Annotated in this window: 18 protein-coding genes; 8 read left to right on the top strand and 10 right to left on the bottom strand. The window is 69.6% G+C overall.

The genetic code is table 11. The annotated features are described in order from the left end of the window. Nucleotides 1–5 precede the first annotated feature (5 nt). Nucleotides 6–833 carry an enoyl-CoA hydratase family protein gene (locus AC07FN_RS41545; RefSeq protein ID WP_478400619.1) on the bottom strand — a complete coding sequence of 276 codons (828 nt, stop codon included), beginning with the start codon at nucleotides 831–833 and terminating at the stop codon, nucleotides 6–8. 175 nt (nucleotides 834–1,008) lie between these two features. On the opposite strand from AC07FN_RS41545, the gene AC07FN_RS41540 reads away from it, so the two are divergent. Next, a complete protein-coding gene (locus AC07FN_RS41540; RefSeq protein ID WP_478400618.1) occupies nucleotides 1,009–2,634 on the top strand; it encodes an AMP-binding protein in 1,626 nt (541 codons plus the stop codon). A gap of 118 nt (nucleotides 2,635–2,752) precedes the next feature. Here AC07FN_RS41540 and kynU read toward each other — a convergent pair whose 3' ends face one another. The 6 genes from kynU to AC07FN_RS41510 all read right to left on the bottom strand — a co-directional run bounded on the left by kynU (nucleotide 2,753) and on the right by AC07FN_RS41510 (nucleotide 8,349). Beyond that, nucleotides 2,753–3,994 (bottom strand): kynureninase, encoded by a 1,242-nt coding sequence (kynU, locus tag AC07FN_RS41535; protein ID WP_478400617.1) that lies wholly within the window; start codon nucleotides 3,992–3,994, stop codon nucleotides 2,753–2,755. Nucleotides 3,995–4,076: 82 nt separating this feature from the next. Beyond that, nucleotides 4,077–4,433: a hypothetical protein gene (locus AC07FN_RS41530; RefSeq protein ID WP_478400616.1), complete on the bottom strand. Its 357-nt coding sequence runs from the start codon at nucleotides 4,431–4,433 to the stop codon at nucleotides 4,077–4,079. A gap of 30 nt (nucleotides 4,434–4,463) precedes the next feature. Beyond that, the gene (locus tag AC07FN_RS41525) at nucleotides 4,464–5,318 is read right to left on the bottom strand and encodes a tryptophan 2,3-dioxygenase (RefSeq protein ID WP_478400615.1); all 855 of its coding nucleotides are present in this window, start codon (nucleotides 5,316–5,318) and stop codon (nucleotides 4,464–4,466) included. A gap of 160 nt (nucleotides 5,319–5,478) precedes the next feature. Then, on the bottom strand, nucleotides 5,479–6,660 hold the full coding sequence (locus tag AC07FN_RS41520; protein WP_478400614.1) for a multidrug effflux MFS transporter: 1,182 nt from the start codon (nucleotides 6,658–6,660) through the stop codon (nucleotides 5,479–5,481). A gap of 141 nt (nucleotides 6,661–6,801) precedes the next feature. Next, nucleotides 6,802–7,806 (bottom strand): helix-turn-helix transcriptional regulator, encoded by a 1,005-nt coding sequence (locus AC07FN_RS41515; protein WP_478400613.1) that lies wholly within the window; start codon nucleotides 7,804–7,806, stop codon nucleotides 6,802–6,804. Between the two features lie 39 nt (nucleotides 7,807–7,845). Continuing rightward, nucleotides 7,846–8,349: a nucleoside deaminase gene (locus AC07FN_RS41510; protein ID WP_478400612.1), complete on the bottom strand. Its 504-nt coding sequence runs from the start codon at nucleotides 8,347–8,349 to the stop codon at nucleotides 7,846–7,848. Between the two features lie 187 nt (nucleotides 8,350–8,536). On the opposite strand from AC07FN_RS41510, the gene AC07FN_RS41505 reads away from it, so the two are divergent. Next, complete coding sequence (locus tag AC07FN_RS41505; RefSeq protein ID WP_478400611.1) at nucleotides 8,537–8,848, top strand: hypothetical protein; 312 nt, start codon at nucleotides 8,537–8,539, stop codon at nucleotides 8,846–8,848. Between the two features lie 97 nt (nucleotides 8,849–8,945). Beyond that, nucleotides 8,946–9,968 carry a YncE family protein gene (locus AC07FN_RS41500; RefSeq protein WP_478400610.1) on the top strand — a complete coding sequence of 341 codons (1,023 nt, stop codon included), beginning with the start codon at nucleotides 8,946–8,948 and terminating at the stop codon, nucleotides 9,966–9,968. 183 nt (nucleotides 9,969–10,151) lie between these two features. Here AC07FN_RS41500 and AC07FN_RS41495 read toward each other — a convergent pair whose 3' ends face one another. Next, complete coding sequence (locus tag AC07FN_RS41495; protein WP_478400609.1) at nucleotides 10,152–10,652, bottom strand: hypothetical protein; 501 nt, start codon at nucleotides 10,650–10,652, stop codon at nucleotides 10,152–10,154. A gap of 168 nt (nucleotides 10,653–10,820) precedes the next feature. Between AC07FN_RS41495 and AC07FN_RS41490 the strand changes: the two genes are divergently transcribed. Together AC07FN_RS41490 and AC07FN_RS41485 are read left to right on the top strand one after the other, a co-directional pair. Next, a complete protein-coding gene (locus AC07FN_RS41490; RefSeq protein ID WP_478400608.1) occupies nucleotides 10,821–11,369 on the top strand; it encodes a TetR/AcrR family transcriptional regulator in 549 nt (182 codons plus the stop codon). 72 nt (nucleotides 11,370–11,441) lie between these two features. Continuing rightward, nucleotides 11,442–11,882 carry a hypothetical protein gene (locus tag AC07FN_RS41485; RefSeq protein WP_478400607.1) on the top strand — a complete coding sequence of 147 codons (441 nt, stop codon included), beginning with the start codon at nucleotides 11,442–11,444 and terminating at the stop codon, nucleotides 11,880–11,882. Between the two features lie 128 nt (nucleotides 11,883–12,010). Here the strand turns inward: AC07FN_RS41485 and AC07FN_RS41480 are convergent, their stop codons facing one another. Beyond that, nucleotides 12,011–12,295: a hypothetical protein gene (locus tag AC07FN_RS41480; protein ID WP_452614347.1), complete on the bottom strand. Its 285-nt coding sequence runs from the start codon at nucleotides 12,293–12,295 to the stop codon at nucleotides 12,011–12,013. A 328-nt stretch (nucleotides 12,296–12,623) separates the two neighbouring features. On the opposite strand from AC07FN_RS41480, the gene AC07FN_RS41475 reads away from it, so the two are divergent. Continuing rightward, on the top strand, nucleotides 12,624–14,003 hold the full coding sequence (locus tag AC07FN_RS41475; protein ID WP_478400606.1) for a cryptochrome/photolyase family protein: 1,380 nt from the start codon (nucleotides 12,624–12,626) through the stop codon (nucleotides 14,001–14,003). Between the two features lie 10 nt (nucleotides 14,004–14,013). Here AC07FN_RS41475 and AC07FN_RS41470 read toward each other — a convergent pair whose 3' ends face one another. Then, nucleotides 14,014–15,030: a LacI family DNA-binding transcriptional regulator gene (locus AC07FN_RS41470; RefSeq protein ID WP_478400605.1), complete on the bottom strand. Its 1,017-nt coding sequence runs from the start codon at nucleotides 15,028–15,030 to the stop codon at nucleotides 14,014–14,016. A gap of 6 nt (nucleotides 15,031–15,036) precedes the next feature. Here AC07FN_RS41470 and hisD point away from each other — a divergent pair, with 6 nt between their 5' ends. Both hisD and AC07FN_RS41460 read left to right on the top strand, forming a co-directional pair. After that, nucleotides 15,037–16,356 (top strand): histidinol dehydrogenase, encoded by a 1,320-nt coding sequence (gene hisD, locus AC07FN_RS41465; protein WP_478400604.1) that lies wholly within the window; start codon nucleotides 15,037–15,039, stop codon nucleotides 16,354–16,356. Between the two features lie 129 nt (nucleotides 16,357–16,485). Next, nucleotides 16,486–17,721: an MFS transporter gene (locus AC07FN_RS41460; RefSeq protein ID WP_478400631.1), complete on the top strand. Its 1,236-nt coding sequence runs from the start codon at nucleotides 16,486–16,488 to the stop codon at nucleotides 17,719–17,721. Nucleotides 17,722–17,844: the final 123 nt, after the last annotated feature.

Here is a 17,844-nt window from a genome sequence, read left to right as displayed (position 1 = left end):
CGCCGTCAGCGGCCCTGCCAGTTCGGGGGGCGCTTGGCGTTGAAGGCGGCGTGGAACTCCGCGTAGTCCGCCGTTTTCATCAGCAAGGCTTGGGTTACCGCTTCTAGTTCCAGGGCTCCGGAGAGGCTCATGTCGAGTTCCCGGGTGAGCAGTTCTTTGGTCTGGGCGTAGCCCTGGAACGGGCCGGTGGCCAGGCGCCGGGCCAGCGCGGCCACCGCTTCGTCCAGCTCGTCGTCCTCGACGAGTTCGCTCACCAGGCCGTAGCGTTCCGCCTTCTCCGCGTCGATCGTGTCGCCGAGCATCAGCAGCTGGGTGGCGCGGCCGAGGCCGACCAGGCGGGGCAGCAGGTAGGCCGAGCCCATGTCGGCGCCGGAGAGGCCGACCTTGGTGAACAGGAACGCGAACTTCGCCGAGCGGGACGCGATGCGGAAGTCCGCCGCCAGGGCGATGACGGAGCCCGCGCCGGCCGCCATGCCGTGCAGCGCCACGATGATCGGGATCGGGCACTCCCGCATCGCCTTGATCACCGCGCCGGTCATCTTGGTGAACTCCAGCAGCCGGTCGGCGTCCATCTTCAGCGTTTCGCCGATGATCTCGTTGACGTCGCCGCCGGAGCAGAACGCCCGCCCTTCGCCGCGCAGCACGAGCGCTCGCGTGTCGCCGCGCTGCGGGAGCTCGGTCAGGAGGTCGCGCAGGTCCGCGTACGCCTCGAAGGTGAGCGCGTTGAGCTTGTCCGGCCGGTCGAAGGTGACGGTGGCGACGCCGTCGGCGTTCTCGAAGCCGAAGTGCTCCCACTCGGCGGTGATGGGGACCGATCCGCGGAACGGGCTCATGGGGGCGTCCTCCCTGGGCGTGCCGGATGCCCGGAGCGTATCACTGAAATTTGACTGCCGTCATCAATACGACATGTTTGACGAGGAGTATGGCGAGATATTGACTGTCGTCACATCAAGTGAATACTTGGGGCGAATCGCGTCGCCCCTGTCGTCGTTGGAGGGAGCGCTGCCGATGCAGCCCTCGTCGCAGTTATCGGTGTCCGGCCACGTCGACACGTTCTGCCGGGACAACCTGCCGCCGCGCGAGCAGTGGCCGCAGTTCCGGTTCGACCTGCCCGGGCTGGCGTACCCGGAGCGCCTCAACTGCGCCGAAGTGCTGCTGGACGACGCCGTGGCGCAGTGGGGGCCGGACCGGCCGTGCCTGGTCACGCCGACCGAGCGCTGGACCTACGGAGAACTCCAGCGCCGCGCCGACCAGGTGGCGCAAGTGCTCGCAGAGGATTTCGGCCTGCAGCCGGGCAACCGGGTGCTGCTGCGCGGCCCGAACAACCCGTGGCTGGTGGCGAGCTGGTTCGGCGTCATCAAGGCCGGTTGCGTCGCGGTGACCACGATGCCGCTGCTGCGCTCCGGAGAGATCGGCCAGCTGATCGAAATCACCCGCCCCGCCCTGGCGCTCTGCGATCACCGCTTCGCCACCGAGCTCTGCGACGCGACCCCCGGTGTCGTGATCGCGACGTACGGCCTCGACGCGGAGGGAAGCCTGGACCGCCGCTGCGCGACGAAGACCGGCGAGTTCACCGCGGTGCCGACGGCCGCCGACGACGTCGCACTGCTCGCGCCGACCTCCGGCACGACCGGAAAACCCAAGGCCACCATGCACTTCCACCGCGACGTGCTGGCCAATGCGGACACCTTCGCCAAGCACGTGCTCAAGCCAGACGCCGACGACGTGTTCACCGGAACCCCGCCGCTGGGCTTCACCTTCGGGCTGGGCGGCCTGGTCGTGTTCCCGATGCGCGTCGGGGCGTCGTCGCTGCTGCTGGAGAAGGCCGGCCCCGACGACCTGGCCAAGGCGATCGCCGAGCACGGCGTCACGGTGCTGTTCACCGCGCCGACGGCCTACAAAGCACTGCTGTCGGCCGACCGGGGCGCGGACCTGGCGACGCTGCGGCGCTGCGTGTCGGCCGGGGAACACCTGCCCAAGGAGGTGTGGGAGGCGTTCCACGCCCGGACCGGCATCAGGATCATCAACGGCATCGGCGGAACCGAGCTGCTGCACATCTTCATCTCGGCCGCCGACGGCGACATCCGGCCGGGCGCCACCGGCAAGGCGGTGCCCGGGTTCGAGGCGGTGGTGCTCGACGACGACGGCGAACCCGTGCCCGATGGCTCGGTGGGGCGCCTCGCGGTGCGCGGGCCGACCGGCTGCCGCTACCTCAACGATGCCCGGCAGCAGCAGTACGTCCAGCACGGCTGGAACATCACCGGCGACACCTACGTCCGCGACGGCGACGGGTACTTCTGGTACCAGGCGCGCAACGACGACATGATCATCTCCGCGGGCTACAACATCGCGGGCCCCGAAGTGGAGGAGGCGCTGCTGGCGCACCCCGACGTGGTCGAAGCCGGGGTGGTGGCGTCGCCGGACGAGCAGCGCGGCTCGATCGTCAAGGCCTACGTGGTGCTGCGCGACGGACTGGCGGGCGACGCGGACAAGGCCGCCGAACTCCAGGACTTCGTCAAGCAGCGCATCGCGCCGTACAAGTACCCGAGGGAGATCGAGTTCCTGGAAGCCCTGCCCCGCACCAGCAACGGCAAGCTCCAGCGCTTCGTCCTCCGCGAGCGCGCCCGGGCCTGACCGCCCTATCCGCACTAGTTCTGCGCGGCTGCCGCCCGGACTCCGTCCTCCGCAATTTCCATTGAAATCGAACCTTCGATTTCAATGGAAATTGCGGATCCGGGTGCGGAGGCGGGAACTAGGCGCCGAGGAGTTCGTCGAGGATCTGGCGCAGTGCGGAGAGGCCGTTGTGGACTTCGGTGAAGCTGGTGCTCAGCGGGGCGAGTCCGATGCGGATCCCGTCGGGCGCGCGGAAGTCCGGGATGACACCGCGGTCCCAGAGCTGCTCGGTGACCTCCCGGAAGTCGGCCCGCCGCACGGTGATGTGGCTGCCGCGGCGCTCGGGTTCGCGCGGTGACGCGAGCTGGACGCCGCGTTCGAACAGCCACGCCTCCGCCAGTTCGAGGGCGTACTGGGTCAGCAGCGACGACTTCGTGCGGACCGCCTCGATCCCCGCTTCTTCGAGCATGTCCAGGCTGGCGAGCAGGGGGAGCATCGCCAGGATCGGGGGCGTGCCGCTGAGCATGCTGCGGATACCGTTGGCGGGGCGGTAACCCGGGCCCATCTCGAACGGTTCGCGATGTCCCATCCAGCCCCAGATCGGCTGCTGCGCGGAGCTGCTGTGGCGGTTGTTGACGTAGCCGAAGGCGGGAGATCCGGGCCCGCCGTTGAGGTACTTGTAGGTGCAGCCGACGGCGAAGTCGGCGTCCCACGCGTCGAGCTCAACGGGTACCGAGCCGGCCGAATGGCAGAGGTCCCACAGCACCAGTGCGCCCGCCCGGTGCGCGGTGCGGGTGATCGCTGCGGCGTCGGCCAGGTAGCCGGAGCGGTACGCGACGTGGCTGAACACCACCAACGCGGTGTCGGGGCCCACTGCCGCGGCGACCTGTTCGTCGGTGATGCCCGCCGCCGGATCGGTCTCGATCCACTTGAGGACCAGGTCGCGTTCGGCGGCGATGCCTTCCAGGACGTAGCGGTCGGTGGGGAAGTTGTCGGTGTCGAGGACGATTTCGCGGCGGCCGGGCCGGGCGGCGACCGCGGCGCGGGCGAGCTTGTAGAGCATGACGGTGGTGGAGTCGGCCACGACGACCTGCCCGGCCCCGGCGCCGAGCGCGGCCCTGCCGAGGCGGTCGCCGACCGCGACCGGCCAGTCGAGCCACTCGTCGGTCCAGCCCCGGATCAGGCGCTGTCCCCACTGCAGGTGGATGAACCGGTCCATGCGCTCGGGGAGCGCGCGGGCGGGGCGCCCCAGGGAGTTGCCGTCGAGGTAGGCGACGACGTCCGCGCCGTCTGGGGTCAGGAACCGCTCCCGGAAGCCGCGCAGCGGATCGGCTTCGTCCAGCGCATGCGCCTTCTCCAGGAGGCCGGTGCGGTCGTGCATGGCGTTCTTCCTCTGCTGGTGGTCGAGTCAGGACGTGGGGGACGGGTCGAGAACCTCGACCACCGAACGCACCTCCCGGAAACTACCGGGCGGGGCCCAGGACCGGTCGCTGGGATACCCGCCCGGCGGGGTCGGGACGGCTCCGGCGGCCCGGACCTGCGGCGACTCCGGATCGTCGGTGGCCAGCAGGCCGGCGATCGAGGTGGGGGGCGCTGCCCAGGTCGTCGACCTGCGCGATGCCACCGGCGCGGACGGCGTGGAGGTCCACCAGCCCCGAGTGCACGTGGGCGTCGCGCAGCCCGGGAAGCGGGGTGCCCCCGATGTGCCGGACCCGTGCGCCGGGCGGCACCGACGAGGGCGGCAGCGGTCCGCCACCGGCCATGCGGCGCAACGCGCACCGGTCGAACCAACGGCCCCGCCAGGCGGAATCGGCGATCACCCAGTCCTCCTCGTCGCTGGGCACCGCGGGCTACCGGGTGATCTCGGTGCGCACCGCGTACAGCTCAGGGAAGAAGGTCAGATCCAGTGCGTCGCGGAGGAAGGGCACTCCGCTGGACCCGCCGGTGCCCCTCTTGAACCCGATCGTGCGCTCCACGGTCTTGAGGTGCCGGAAGCGCCAGAACTGGAAGTTCTCCTCCAGGTCCACGAGTTCCTCGCATGCCTCGTAGGCTTCCCAGTTCTCCTCGGCCGACTCGTAGATCTGCCGGAAGACGGGCACGAGCTCGGGTGCGTAGGTGTGCGCGCGGCTGACGTCGCGCTCCAGCAGCGGCGCGGGGATCGGGTACCCGCAGCGGGAGAGGTGCCGGAGGAACTCGTCGTAGATGCTGGGGCGCCCGAGCAGCCCGGACAGCAGGGCGTGGGCGCGCTCGTCGTGGCGGAACACCTCCAGCATCTCGGCGTTCTTGTTGCCGAGGGCGAACTCCACGGCGCGGTACTGGTAGGACTGGAATCCCGATGACCTGCCGAGGAATCCGCGGAACTGCACGAACTCCGTCGGGGTCAGGGTCGCCAGCACCGACCACTGCTCGGTGAGGGTGCGCTGGATGTGCTTGACCCTGGCCAGCCCCTTGAGCGCGGGCTGCAACCGGTCGCCCGCCAGGTGCTCGCAGGCCGTCCGCAGTTCGTGCAGCACGAGCTTGAGCCACAGCTCCGCCGCCTGGTGCTGGATGATGAACAGCAGCTCGTCGTGGTGCTCGGGTTCGCTGACGGGCTGCTGGGCACCGAGCAGCTGGTCGAGGTTCAGGTACTGGCCGTAGGACATGGCGGTGCGGAAATCCCTGACCACCTCGTCCTCGATGGGACGGGTGTTCGTCGCATCGACCATCGGTTCTCCTCACGCCCCGCCCGACCGGGCGGAGCCGACGCCGGTTCATGTCGCATCCTATACGAACGTCACGAACAGGCAATAGACGTTCAAGTGGCGGAGCACGTTTGGTCCATTGTGGATGAATCGCCGTGGCCCTGCCGCGGCCGGGCGAGCGTGATCAGCGCCGATGCGGAGACGAGCACGAAACCCAGCACCACGACGGCCATCGACATGGCGGTTGTGCTGCCCAGCACGCCGGGCAGGGGCGCGGCCGCGGCGGCGAGCACGAACTGGGTGCCGCCGAGCAGGCCGGAAGCGGCTCCGGGGCATCGCCGCCGACCGCGAGGACGATGGTCGTCGAAGCGGGCAGCACCACGCCGAACCCGGAGGTCAGGCCGAACAGGCAGGCCCAGGTGGCCGGGAACGTGCTGATGCCGACCGCCAGCAGCGCGACCAGCGTGATCGCGGCGGCGACCGTGACGGCCACCCCCATGACGAGCAGGGAGTTGAGCCGCACGCGTCCGGCCAGCCGTCCGAACACCGCACCGGCCACTGTGGTGCCGACGGCGTTCGTGGCGAAGACGAGGCTGTAACCGGTGGGGGACAAGCCGTAGACGTTTTGGAAGACGAACGGCGAGCCGGTGATGTAGGCGAACAGGGCGGCCAGTCCGCAACCCATGACGAGGAGGTGGCCGACGAGCTCGCGCCGCCGGAGCAGTCCGCCCATGGCGGTGAGCGCGGCGCGCAGTCCGCCGGTCCGGCGCCGCTCGGCGGGTAGCGACTCGGGAACCCACGCCCAGACGGCGGTCATCAGCACCAGTCCGGTCGCGGCCAGCGCCACGAACACCAGGCGCCACGAGCCGACGCCGAGGACGAGGCCGCCGGCGACCGGTGCCAGCACCGGCGTGGTCATCGCGATCACGCTCAGCGTCGAGAGCTCGCGGGCCGCGCTGGGGCCGGTGAACCGGTCGCTGATGACGGCCCGCCCGATGACGAGCCCCGCACTGCCTGCGGCCCCTTGCAGCAGCCGGGCGACGTCGAACACGGCGATGGTCGGGGCGAACGCGCAGACCAGGGATAACGCGGTGAACAGGCCGGAACCGGCCAGGAGCAGGCGTCGCCGCCCGGTCGCGTCGCTGACCGGGCCGAGCACGACCTGGCCGACGGCGAGCCCGACGAGGCACGCCGTCAAGGAGAGCTGGACGGCCCTTCCCGAGGTCGCGAACGAGGTGACGATCTGGGGGAAGGCGGGTGCGTACATGTCGGTGGCGAACGGCGATGCGGCCGAGAGTCCACCTAGGACGATGATGAGCCGCCCCGCTCCTGTGCGCGGCGAAGTGGCTTCGATGCTGGCGTTCATCGGTCTCCATCGGAGGATGTCTGCTTCGGGGAAACGTGACGGCTGGTGTGGCCGCTACGCGTCACATCGTTGAAACCGGGGCGGCGCCGTGGTGTGGAGCGAGGTGCCCGCGCATGTGGAGCGCGGTGCTTTCCCCGGGCGTCAGGAATGCGCCTGCCTGAACCGCGCGGGGGTGGTGCCCCGGTCGCGCCGGAAGGCGTAGCCGAAGTTGGTGGGCGAGGAGTAGCCGACCTCGTGCCCGATCCGGGCCACGGGCCAGTCGGTCTCGACGAGCAAAGCGGCGGCCCGGTCGAGGCAGCGACGCCGGTGGTGCGCCAGCACCGATGTCCCGTACAGCGCGCGGAATCCGGTCGTCAGACGCCGGACCGACATCGACGACGCGCGGGCCAGATCGGCCAGCGTCGGCGGCGCGTGGCGTCGCTGCCAGAGCAGCTCCGGAACGCGGCGCAACGCGGCCACCTCGTGGTCGTCCAGGACGAGTTCCCGGGCGTCTGCGGACGGGGGTACCGCGAGCCCGTCGATCAGTGCGGCCAGCGCCGCCACGACCCGCGATTCCAGGAACAGCAGGCGACCCGGTGACGAGCGCCGGTGCACGAAGATCTCCTCTAGCGGGACGGCCACCGCGCGCAAAGCGGCGGACCGGCCCAGATACCGTTCGCGCGCAACCTCTTCGGGCCCCGTGGCCGGTAGGGCGTCCGCGCCACCGAGGTAGGACTCCAGCCCGCTCCAGGTCCCGGTGATCGACACCGCCCGGTATCGCTCGCCGTCGCCGTGTGCGACGGCGCCCCCGGTGGCGCACCGGGGGCTCAACGCCACCGAGCCGGTGTGCAGTTCGCCGACGCCGGAGTCGGTTTCGCTGACGCGCATGCGCCCGTCGACGCAGTGCTCCAGCTCGAAGTGGTCACCGGGGAATGCGTACCCGACCTGGTGCCCGCCGGTGAACGCGACGTCGTAGCGGGTGATGTGGAACCCGCTCCGCAACGACGTCACCTCGATCGTGCCGTCACCGATCTCGGGGCGAAGCCGATGCCGGACGGTGCCATCGCGGCTCTCGTCGGACTGAGCGATCGACGAGTAGTACGCCGCGCAAGTCCGGTCCAAGGCGGTGGAACCGGCCGCGCCGGAGATCAGGTGAACCCGAGCCACGAACCCACAGGTTAGTCCGCCCTTACCTGGGGTCGGCTGTCAGCTGATGCCGTGCAGGCGTGCGTGCAGGTGCCGGACCTCGTCGGCCAGCTCCGGATCCGGCCCCGCCACCGGGACGTTCGGTGCGATCGCGTTGATCGGCAGCGCGGCGACCTGGCCCGCCCCGATTCCCCACTCGCCGTGCCATGCGGTCAGCTGCTCGGTGCTCGTCGCGTAGACGATGCGCCCGAGGCCGACCCAGGCGTGGGCGGCGCTGCACATCGGGCAGTGCTCGCCCGAGGTGTAGACGGTGCTCTCGCGGCGCTCGGCGGGGGAGAGGTGCTCGGCTGCCCAGCGCGCGATCTCGAACTCGGGGTGCCGGGTGGCGTCGCCGTCCTTGACCCGGTTCCGGTCCTCGAAGCGGACCGCGCCCCGGGGGTCGACGAGCACGGAACCGAACGGCTCGTCCCCGTCCTCCAGTGCCTCGCGCGCGAGTTCGACGCAGCGCCGAAGATGCGCGTGGTCGTCCGCCGTGATGGTCTGATTTCCCTCCGCTTCATGCATCGGTCCACTCTAGCACATTTTGGTATACCAACATTCCGGGGGGAATGCGGCTGCCAATGGTGGAACGCGGCATTTGTTTCGCGCGAGTTTCGGCCGTGCCGGGATTAATCTCGCTAGCTGGTTCATTCCCGCTCGAATCGAAGTCGTTGGTATACCGTCCTGCTCGTTCGTGATCTAGAAGAGGCGGATGAGATGCGGGCCGTTCCGAAGGTGCGTCCGCGACTTCACCGCCGACGATCCCGCGGTCTTCGCCGGCTCCGCCGTCGCCGACTCCGGCGAAGCGGTCTTCCGGGCCATCGCGGACTTCGCCCACGGCAGACTGCACGGCGGCGAGAACGTCCGGATCGGCCTGGAATCCCCCGAAGCCGTCCGCCTCACCCTCGCCCCCGACGTCCCCGGCCACGTGCGCGTCGAACTGGACCGGCTCGGCCGCCAGATCGTCGATGGCGAGGTGGAAGTGAAAACGACTTACACCGGACCGGAGTTCCCGAATCCGTAAGCCGGATTCGGCCGATCGCACCCGCGCGCATCGGGCGTCCCGGTGATTTTTCGGCGGCTTCCGTTCCGGAATCCCGCCCGGATGTGAAGATCGGCGCATGGTGACCCGGCGTGCGGTGATCAAGGGAATCGGAAACGCCGCGGCGGTGGCCGCGGTGGCTCCTTCCGCGATTCGAGCAGCGCCGCCCGGGGGAGATGTGCTCGCCGTGGTCGAGAAGAGCGGCCGCGCGGTGAGCTTCTACGACACCTCGACCGGGCGGCGGCAGGATTCGATCGCGCTGCCGCAGTATCCGCACGAACTCACGGCGGACTCCGGGCGGCGATGGGGCTACGTCGGTCACTACGGCGTCCGGGTGTCCTCCGACACCGGGGAAGGCGGTGCCGCGGTCTTCGTGCTGGATCTGGCCGCGCGCAAGCTGATCCGAACGGTGGATCTCCGGCCGTTCAACCGGATTCACGGTGTGGGCATGGACGCGCGGGACCGCCTGTACGCGCTGAGCGAGGCGAAGGCGACGTTGCTGGGCTTCGACGATCCGTCCGCCGATCAGGAGCCGACGCGGGCGGTGCCGACCGATGGCATCAAGACGCACCTGTTCGCGATCAGCCGGGACGGCGAACGCGCCTACGTGACGGGGCTGCTCTCGCACACGGTCAGCCTGGTCCGGCCGTACGACCCGGTCGCACGACCCGTCGTGATGACGCCGGGCGAGCGCCCCGAGGGACTCTGCCTCAGCCACGACGAACGCACTTTGTACGTCGGTGCCCGGCGCAGTCGGAGGTTGGTGGCGTTGGACGCGCAACGGATGACAGTGCGCACGACGGTGTCCGTGCCAGGCGATCCGCTGCGCGTGTACGCACGCCCCGACGGTGTCGTGCTGGTGACCGATATCGCGGACAACAGCCTCACCGCGTTCACCCCGGACCTGCGGCGGCTCTGGTCCCTGAAGTTGCCGGGCACGCCGTCGGCGGTGTCGTTCCACCCAAGCGCGGCATTGGCTTACGCCTCGCAGCTCGGAGGCGCCGATCAGGTCAGCATCGTGGACCTGGAAAGCAGATCGATCGTCGGCGGCTTCAGCACCGGGCGCGAACCGGACTCCTCCGTGCTGCTGCCAGCCACCTGACGCTCACCGGGCGGCACTCGAAGTCCGCCGGAGCGGGAAGTGCTTGAGCACGGTGAACGTGCTCGTCGTCTCCGCGCGAAAGGGTGGAACGGCAAGAGCTCGTGCCGCAACCCCGCACATCCGGATGCCGGCGTCGTGCCCGAGCAGCACCCGCCCGTTGCTGACCAGCTACATGCACCGGGATTAACGGCCTGCGTGGAAGCGGTCCACGGCGTGCTGGAGAAGCTGGATCATCGCCGGCACGTGCGTGTGCTCGGCGGCGGCCCAGCGCGTCCGCGCCTCGTCCGCCTCTTGCTGGTTGAAGTAGGCGAACACCAGGGCGTCATCCGCGCGCTGAACGACAATCTCGGGGAGCAGCCCGATCGCGGATCCCGCCCCGAGCAGCACGTGGTCCGGGGTGCGCTGCCGCACCTGCCAGCCGAGCACGTGGTCGTCGGACGGGATCGGGCCGAGTCGCACGCCGAGCGCGCCGAACCCGTTCGTCATGGCCTCCCGCATCGCCGCCGGGTGGTCTTCGAGGGTCGCGCGAGCCCACTGCTCGGCGGTCCGGTCGGCCACGCCGTCGAACTCGGCGATGACGGCGTTGTGGTAGTCGATCCGGGCCAGCGTGCACAGGGCGAGCGCTCCCGGTGGCACCTCGATCTCGTGCACTGCGGCCGAAGTCTGCGTCGTGGGCTCAACCATGGCTTCTCCTCCACGGGAAGTCGAATCGGCGGTGGACCTCCACCGGATCCACCATCCATTCAGTACTGTATGGATGACGCTAGTGGTGCCGGGAAGGCAGCGTCAACCCCCGGAGCGGGGGCGATGCTTCAATTGACAGAGCACGCGAGACCGAACAGGAGCAGGCCGATGGCGCCACCGACTCGCACCCCGCCGAGCACGTGGATCGAAGCCGGCCTGAAGGCCCTCGCGAGCGGGGGACCGGACGCGGTCCGGATCGAGCCGCTGGCGAAGGAGCTCGGCGCCACCAGGGGCAGCTTCTACTGGCACTTCAAGGACCGCGGCGCGCTCCTCGAAGCGATGCTGAACACCTGGGAACAACGCAGCATCGACGAGGTGATCGACCAGGTCGAGACCGAGTGCGAAGACGCGAAGGACAAGGTCCGCAGAGCGGGCATGCTCACGTTCTCCGACGAACTGGTCCCGATCGACCTGGCGGTCCGGGACTGGGCCCGGTACGACCCGGCGGTCGCCGAACGCCTCCGCCGAGTCGACAACCGCCGCATGGACTACGCCCGCGAACAGTTCCGGAAGTTCTGCACCGACGAAGACGACGTCGAAGCCCGCAGCCTGATCGCCTTCTCCCTCGCAATAGCCAAGCACCTGCTGGCGGCAGACCACGGCCCCCGAACCCGAACAGAAGTCCTCCGCCTGGCCGCCACCCGCCTGCTGGCCTGATCCCGTGTCGAGGAAGCCGTGATCCACTTTGGTGACAAGTGGCTGCGGCGGCGCTGCACGGGAGGGTGCTGAATGGAGTTCATCAACGTCGAGTGGAATCCGGGGCAGGGAGGGTTCTGGATCGATCCCAGCGCCTACCTCGCGGAGTTGCCGAAGCTCGTCGATGACCTGCCGAAGGGGGCCCGCGCCTTCGCGTCGGATCCTGATCACTACGCCTTCGGAGGTCCTAGGTGCATCAAGGATCTCGAGCTGATCGGTGCGTCCTGGGCTGGTGACGGCGACACGGGCTTCCGCTTCGGCCCGAACGAGTGGAAGCACCAATCAGGTCTTGTGATCAGGTACGAGCAGGTGTCGGACCTTCATCTGGCTGCACCAGGGGCGAGCGTCGACGATCTGGGGCCGGTTCTTCTCGACGAGATCCTGCCTGCGAAGCATGGGTGCAGTCACGAGATCGTGTTCATAGGAGGAACGCTCTCGATTTCTTGCGCCGATCTCGATGCTCGCTGGGAATAGGGCACGGAAAACCGGCTTCGGGGGCGTGAGTGCGTCGGAAGGAATATGGCAACGACGCGGTTGACGCTGGGGAATATGTCCGCTGGGCCGGACCGGTCGAGGCTCTCGTTCGTGGTGTCGGCCCGGCCTCAGGCTGCGTCGTTCTGGTCCCACCAGGAGTCGGCTGTGTCGTCGGTCCACTCGGCGAGGCGCGTTCCGATGTGGCCGGGGAAGTCTTCGAGGGCGTCCAGGCGCCGGCTGATCTCCGCCTGGACGACGAGCGCTTCGCGGCGGTGCCGTTGTACGAGGTCCCAGCACTGCTGTTCGAGCGCGTGGTTCATGCAGAGCTCGGCGAGCTTGACGCGACGATCGAGTTCGTCCAGGGGGCAGGAAGTCAGCGACTCGGTGTGGGATTGCAGGATGAGCTGGGACATGGTCACACACCCCGATTCGTCGGCGGATGGCTGTTTCGGTCGCGCTATCCACTGTGACGCCCGACACCTGTGCCGCGTACGAGGTGAACTACTCATGGCACGCCCGCATTCGGCCTGAGTAGTGCGCCGGGCCGGAACATGTTGCCGGCAGGCGGCATGCGTGCGCGGTACTGGGGTCGTGAGTGCCTGTGGTCGCCACAGCAGCCATGACCACTCAAGACCCGGAGACACAGGCATTCCGCATAGAGGATGAAAACGGCTCATAGGTTTTGAACAGATTTATCCTGGGCTCGGCCTGTGGTGGGCTGACCGCTGCGAGTCAGGTCGGATGCGGAGGTACCTGGTGGGGAACGCCGGGGTTTCGATCGCTCTGTTCACCCGGGACCTTCGGGTGCACGACAATCCCGTGCTGTCCGCGGCCGCCGCGGCGGCTCGGGTCGTTCCGCTGTTCGTGCTCGACGAAGCGATCATCGGCGGCGACCACCCGTGCCCGAACCGGACGGCGTTCCTCGCCGAGAGCCTGGCCGACCTCGATGCGGGACTTCGCGAGCGCGGAGGCCGGCTCGTCGTCCGCCGCGGTTCCGCGGTGGCGGAGGTCGGCCGGGTCGCGGAGGAAGTCGGTGCCGACGAGGTGCATGTGGCCGCCGACGTCAGCGGCTACGCCCAGCGTCGCCTCCGGGAGCTGCACCGCGCACTATCGGCCGCGGGCCGTGACCTGGTGGTGCACGAGGCCGTGATCACCGCGGTTCCAGCGGGAGAGGTGACGCCCCAGGGCAAGGACCACTTCGCGGTGTTCACCCCGTACTACCGCCGCTGGTCGACGGCGCCGAAGCGCCGCCCGCTCGGACCACCCCCATGCCTGACGATGCCCCGCCTGAGCGCGGGGTGGACTCCCTCGGCGGCACAGCTGTGCGTAGGTGAGACCTCGCCCGACCGGCCCGTCGGAGGGGAAAGCGCGGCGCGGCGCTTGTTCGACGAGTGGACCCGGTCGGTGCGCGACTACGCGGACTACCACGACGATCTGGCGGCGGACAACACGTCGCGGCTGTCGCCCTACCTGCACTTCGGCTGTCTGTCCCCGGTGGAACTGGTCGACCGGGTCGGCACCGGCGATCCCGGCGCAGAAGCGTTCGTGCGGCAGGTCGCCTGGCGCGATTTCCACCACCAGGTGCTGGCTGCTCGACCAGCGGCCTCGCAACACGACTACCGGTCTCGGGGAGACCGGTGGCGCCACGACGAGCGCGCGCTGGAGGCGTGGAAGCAGGGCCGCACGGGCTACCCGATCGTCGACGCCGGCATGCGCCAGCTGGCCCGCGAAGGCTGGATGCACAACCGGGCCCGGTTGATCGCCGGGAGTTTCCTCGCCAAGACGCTGTACATCGATTGGCGCCGGGGTGCCCGGCACTTCCTCGACCTGCTGGTCGATGGCGACATCGCCAACAACCAGATGAACTGGCAATGGGTCGCGGGCACCGGCACCGACACCCGCCCCAACCGCGTCCTCAACCCGTTGGCGCAGGCGAAGCGCTATGACCCGAACGGCGACTACGTGCGCCGCTACGTGCCGGAGCTGCGCGGCATCGACGGCGGCGCCGTGCACCAGCCCTGGCGCCTCGACCCCGGCATCCGGCGGCGGTTGGACTACCCGGAGCCGATCGTCGACCTGGACGAGGGCGCCCAGCGCTTCCGAACCGCCCGCCGGGCATGAGGCGCGCCGGTCACCGCGGTGCGGTGTGCGCGGTGGAGCCGCGGATGACGAGTTCGCTGGGGAACTCCTTCTTCCTGGGGGACAACGAGCGGTCGTCGACCCGCTCCAGCAGGAGGCGCACGGCGGTTCTTGCCATTTCCGCGATCGGTTGCCGGACCGTGGTGATGTCGTAGGAATCCCACGACGTCAGCGCGATGTCGTCGTACCCGATCACCCACACGTCTTCGGGGACGCGCCGGTTCAGGGACACGGCTCCGTCGACCGCGCCGAGCGCGGTCAGGTCGTTGGCGCAGAAGACCGCCGTGGGCGGGTTTTCCTGGGCGAGCAGTTCGCGCATCGCCGACCTGGCGACGTCGTGGGCGAATCCGCCCTGGGCCGTGAGTTCTTCGGCCAGCGGCCGACCGAGTTCCGCCAGGCGGTCGCGGAATCCGCGCTCCCGGTGGCGGGCCGTGCTCGGCAGCTCGGGTCCCCGCAGGAAGCCGATCCGGGTGTGCCCGGTGGCGACCAGGTAGTCGGCGACCGCTCGGCCGCCGGCGATGTTGTCGGTGGTGACCTGGTCGCAGTCCAGCGAATCCAGCCCGCGGTGCAGCAGCACGATCGGCTCTCCCCGCCGGAGCGCGTCCGCGAGCTGCTCGGACCCTTCGGTGACGGTGGTGAAGATCAGGCCGTCGACGGTGCCTTCGTCCAGCGCTCGCAGGGCGCTTTCCCCGCCGGGGTCGGGTGCGTTCCACAGCACCATCCGCTGACCGGCCGCGTCCAGCGCTTGGCCGACCGCTTCCAGTAGCTGCGGGTAGAAGGGGTTGGTGATGTCGGCGACCACGACGCCGACGGTCGCGGTGCGCCGGGTGCGCATGGTCCGCGCCGCGGCGTGGGGCCGGTAGCCGGCTTGCTTCATCGCGGTCAGGACGCGTTCGCGGGTTTCCGGCGCGACCTTGTCGCTGCCCTGCAGGACCCGGGACACCGTCATCTGCGAAACGCCGGCCAACTGCGCTATTGCGATGTGTACGTAAACATGCGAAGGGATCACGGCACCATGGCTTTCGCGCTCAAGGCCCCGGCCACCAGTTCGGCGGCGACCACCACCTCGTTGCCCGACGTGCAGGAGAAGGTCGAGGCGATCGTCGCCGACATCCGCGCCCGCGGTGACCAGGCGGTTCGCGAGTACTCGGCGAAGTTCGACAACTGGCAGCCCGAGTCGTTCCGGCTGTCGCCCGCGCAGATCGAGGAGATCGTTTCGCGGGTTCCGCAGCAGGTCATCGAGGACATCGAGTTCGTCCAGCGGCAGGTTCGGGCCTTCGCCGAGCGGCAGCTGGCGTCGATGCAGGAGTTCGAGGTGGAAACGCTGCCCGGCGTCCACCTGGGGCAGAAGCACATTCCGGTCGACGCGGCCGGTGCGTACGTGCCGGGCGGTCGTTACCCGCTGCTGGCCTCGGCGCACATGACGATCCTGACGGCCAAAACCGCCGGGGTGCCGCGCGTGGTGGCCTGCACGCCGCCGATCCGCGGCGAAGTCCCGGACGCGACCGTGGCCGCCATGCACCTGGCCGGGGCGGACGAGATCTACCTGCTCGGCGGTGTGCAGGCGGTGGTGAGCATGGCGCTGGGCACCGAGACCATCGCGCCGGTGGACATGCTGGCCGGTCCCGGCAACGCCTTCGTCGCGGAGGCCAAGCGGCAGCTGTTCGGGGAGATCGGCATCGACCTGTTCGCCGGCCCCACCGAGGTCCTGATCGTGGCCGACGAGACCGCCGACCCCTTCGTGGTGGCGGTGGACCTGCTGAGCCAGGCCGAGCACGGCCCGGACTCGCCGGCGGTGCTGATCACCACCTCGGAAGCGCTGGGCCGCTCGGTCATCGAGCACATCGACGGCCTGCTGCCGGAGATGCCCACCCGCGACAACGCCGCGCCCGCCTGGCGCGATCACGGCGAGGTGCACGTCGTCGAAAACCTCGACGAGGCTTACGAACTCGCCGACACCTACGCCAGCGAGCACGTCCAGATCCTGACGGCGCAGCCCCGCGAGGCGCTGGCGAAGATGCGCAACTACGGTGCGCTGTTCCTGGGCGAGGGGACCTGCGTGTCCTACGGGGACAAGGTCATCGGCACCAACCACGTGCTGCCCACCCGCGGCGCCGCCCGCTACACCGGTGGGCTCTGGGTCGGCAAGTACCTCAAGACCGTGACCTACCAGGAGATCACCGACCAGGCCTCCAGCGCGGAGCTCGGCGAGGTGTGCGGGCGCGCGGCCCGCGTCGAGCTGTTCGAGGGCCACGCCCGGTCCGGCGATGTCCGGGCCGCCAAGTACGGCGGCGCGCAGCTGCCCTGGGCGCCCGACGCATTCGCCCGCTCCTGACCAGCCACACCGAAAGGCGCACCGCGCATGTCCTCCAACGCAACGACGCGTGCCGGGGTCCCGTCGGCGTCGAGAACGTTGACGTCCAGCACCATCGGCACTCGATGACGCTGCCGGTACGACTTCACCATCTACGGCACCGCTGCCGCGCTGATCTTCAACCAGCTGTTCTTCAGCAACATCAGCCCGGCCGCGGGCACGCTGGCCGCGTTCGGGACCTTCGCGGCGGGCTTCATCGCCCGCCCGGTGGGCGGATTAGTGGCCGGGCACTACGGTGACCGGCTCGGCCGCAAGGCGACCCTGGTGATGACCCTGACGTTGATGGGCCTGGCCACCACGCTCATCGGTCTGCTGCCCACCTACCAGCAGATCGGCATCGCGGCCCCCGCGCTGCTGGTGCTGCTGCGGCTGGTCCAGGGCTTCGCGGTCGGCGGCGAGTGGGGCGGGGCGGTGCTGATGGCCGTCGAACACGCGCCGGACGGCAAGCGCGGCCGCTACGGCGCTTGGCCGCAGACCGGTGTGTCCGCCGGGCTGCTGCTGGGCACCGGGGTGTTCAGCCTCGTCTCGCTGCTGCCGGAACCGCAGCTGATCAGCTGGGGGTGGCGGATCCCGTTCCTGGTGAGCATCGTGCTGGCCCTGGTCGGCCTGTACATCCGGTTCCGGATCACCGAGTCCGAATCCTTCGTGGCGGCCACCGAATCCGGCGGACCGTCGCGCCGGCCGCTGGTCGAGGTGCTGCGCACGCACCCGAAGCAGATCCTGATCGCGATCGGCGTCCGCTTCGCCGAAGGCGGGAACTACTACGTGTTCACCGTTTTCATCCTCACCTACATCACCCAGCAGCTCGACCTGCCGCGCCAGGCCGGGCTGACCGGGGTGATGCTCGCGGCCGCGTTGAACATCGCGGCGCTGCCGCTGTGGGGTGCGTTGTCGGATCGCGTCGGCCGCCGGCCGGTGTTCATCGGAGGTGCGCTGTTCATGGCCGCCTACGCGTGGCCGTTCTTCTGGCTGGTCGACACCAGGTCCCCGGCGCTCATCGCGCTGGCCCTGGCCATCGCGCTCGCGGTGCCGCACGGAGCGGTTTTCGCGCCCATCGCGGCGTTCTACACCGAACTGTTCGAACCACGCGTGCGGTACAGCGGTGTGTCCATCGGCTACCAGATGGGCAGCGTGCTGCTGGGCGGCTTCACCCCGCTGCTGGCGACGTCGCTGATCCTGTGGTCCGACGGAGCTTCGTGGAGCGTGGCGGCGCTGGTCGCCGCCGGGGCGCTCATCGCGGCCGCCTCGATGTACGTCGCCCCGGAAACCTTCCGCCGCAGCCTCGCCGCGCCGCGGAACGCGCCGGAGCGGCGAGTCGGCGCGTGAACAGCCGTGCGTACTTTGCGTCGCTATGGCCCGGATCCGCCGGTGGGTGCTTGCTAGCGGGGTTGTTGATCTTCGTTGTTGGTGGTGATCGGCAATCCCGTCGGTGGGCGTGTGGGGGCTGCC

This window comes from Saccharopolyspora sp. NPDC045941 (assembly GCF_056431445.1).
This window is presented reverse-complemented; position numbering and strand designations above follow the sequence as displayed.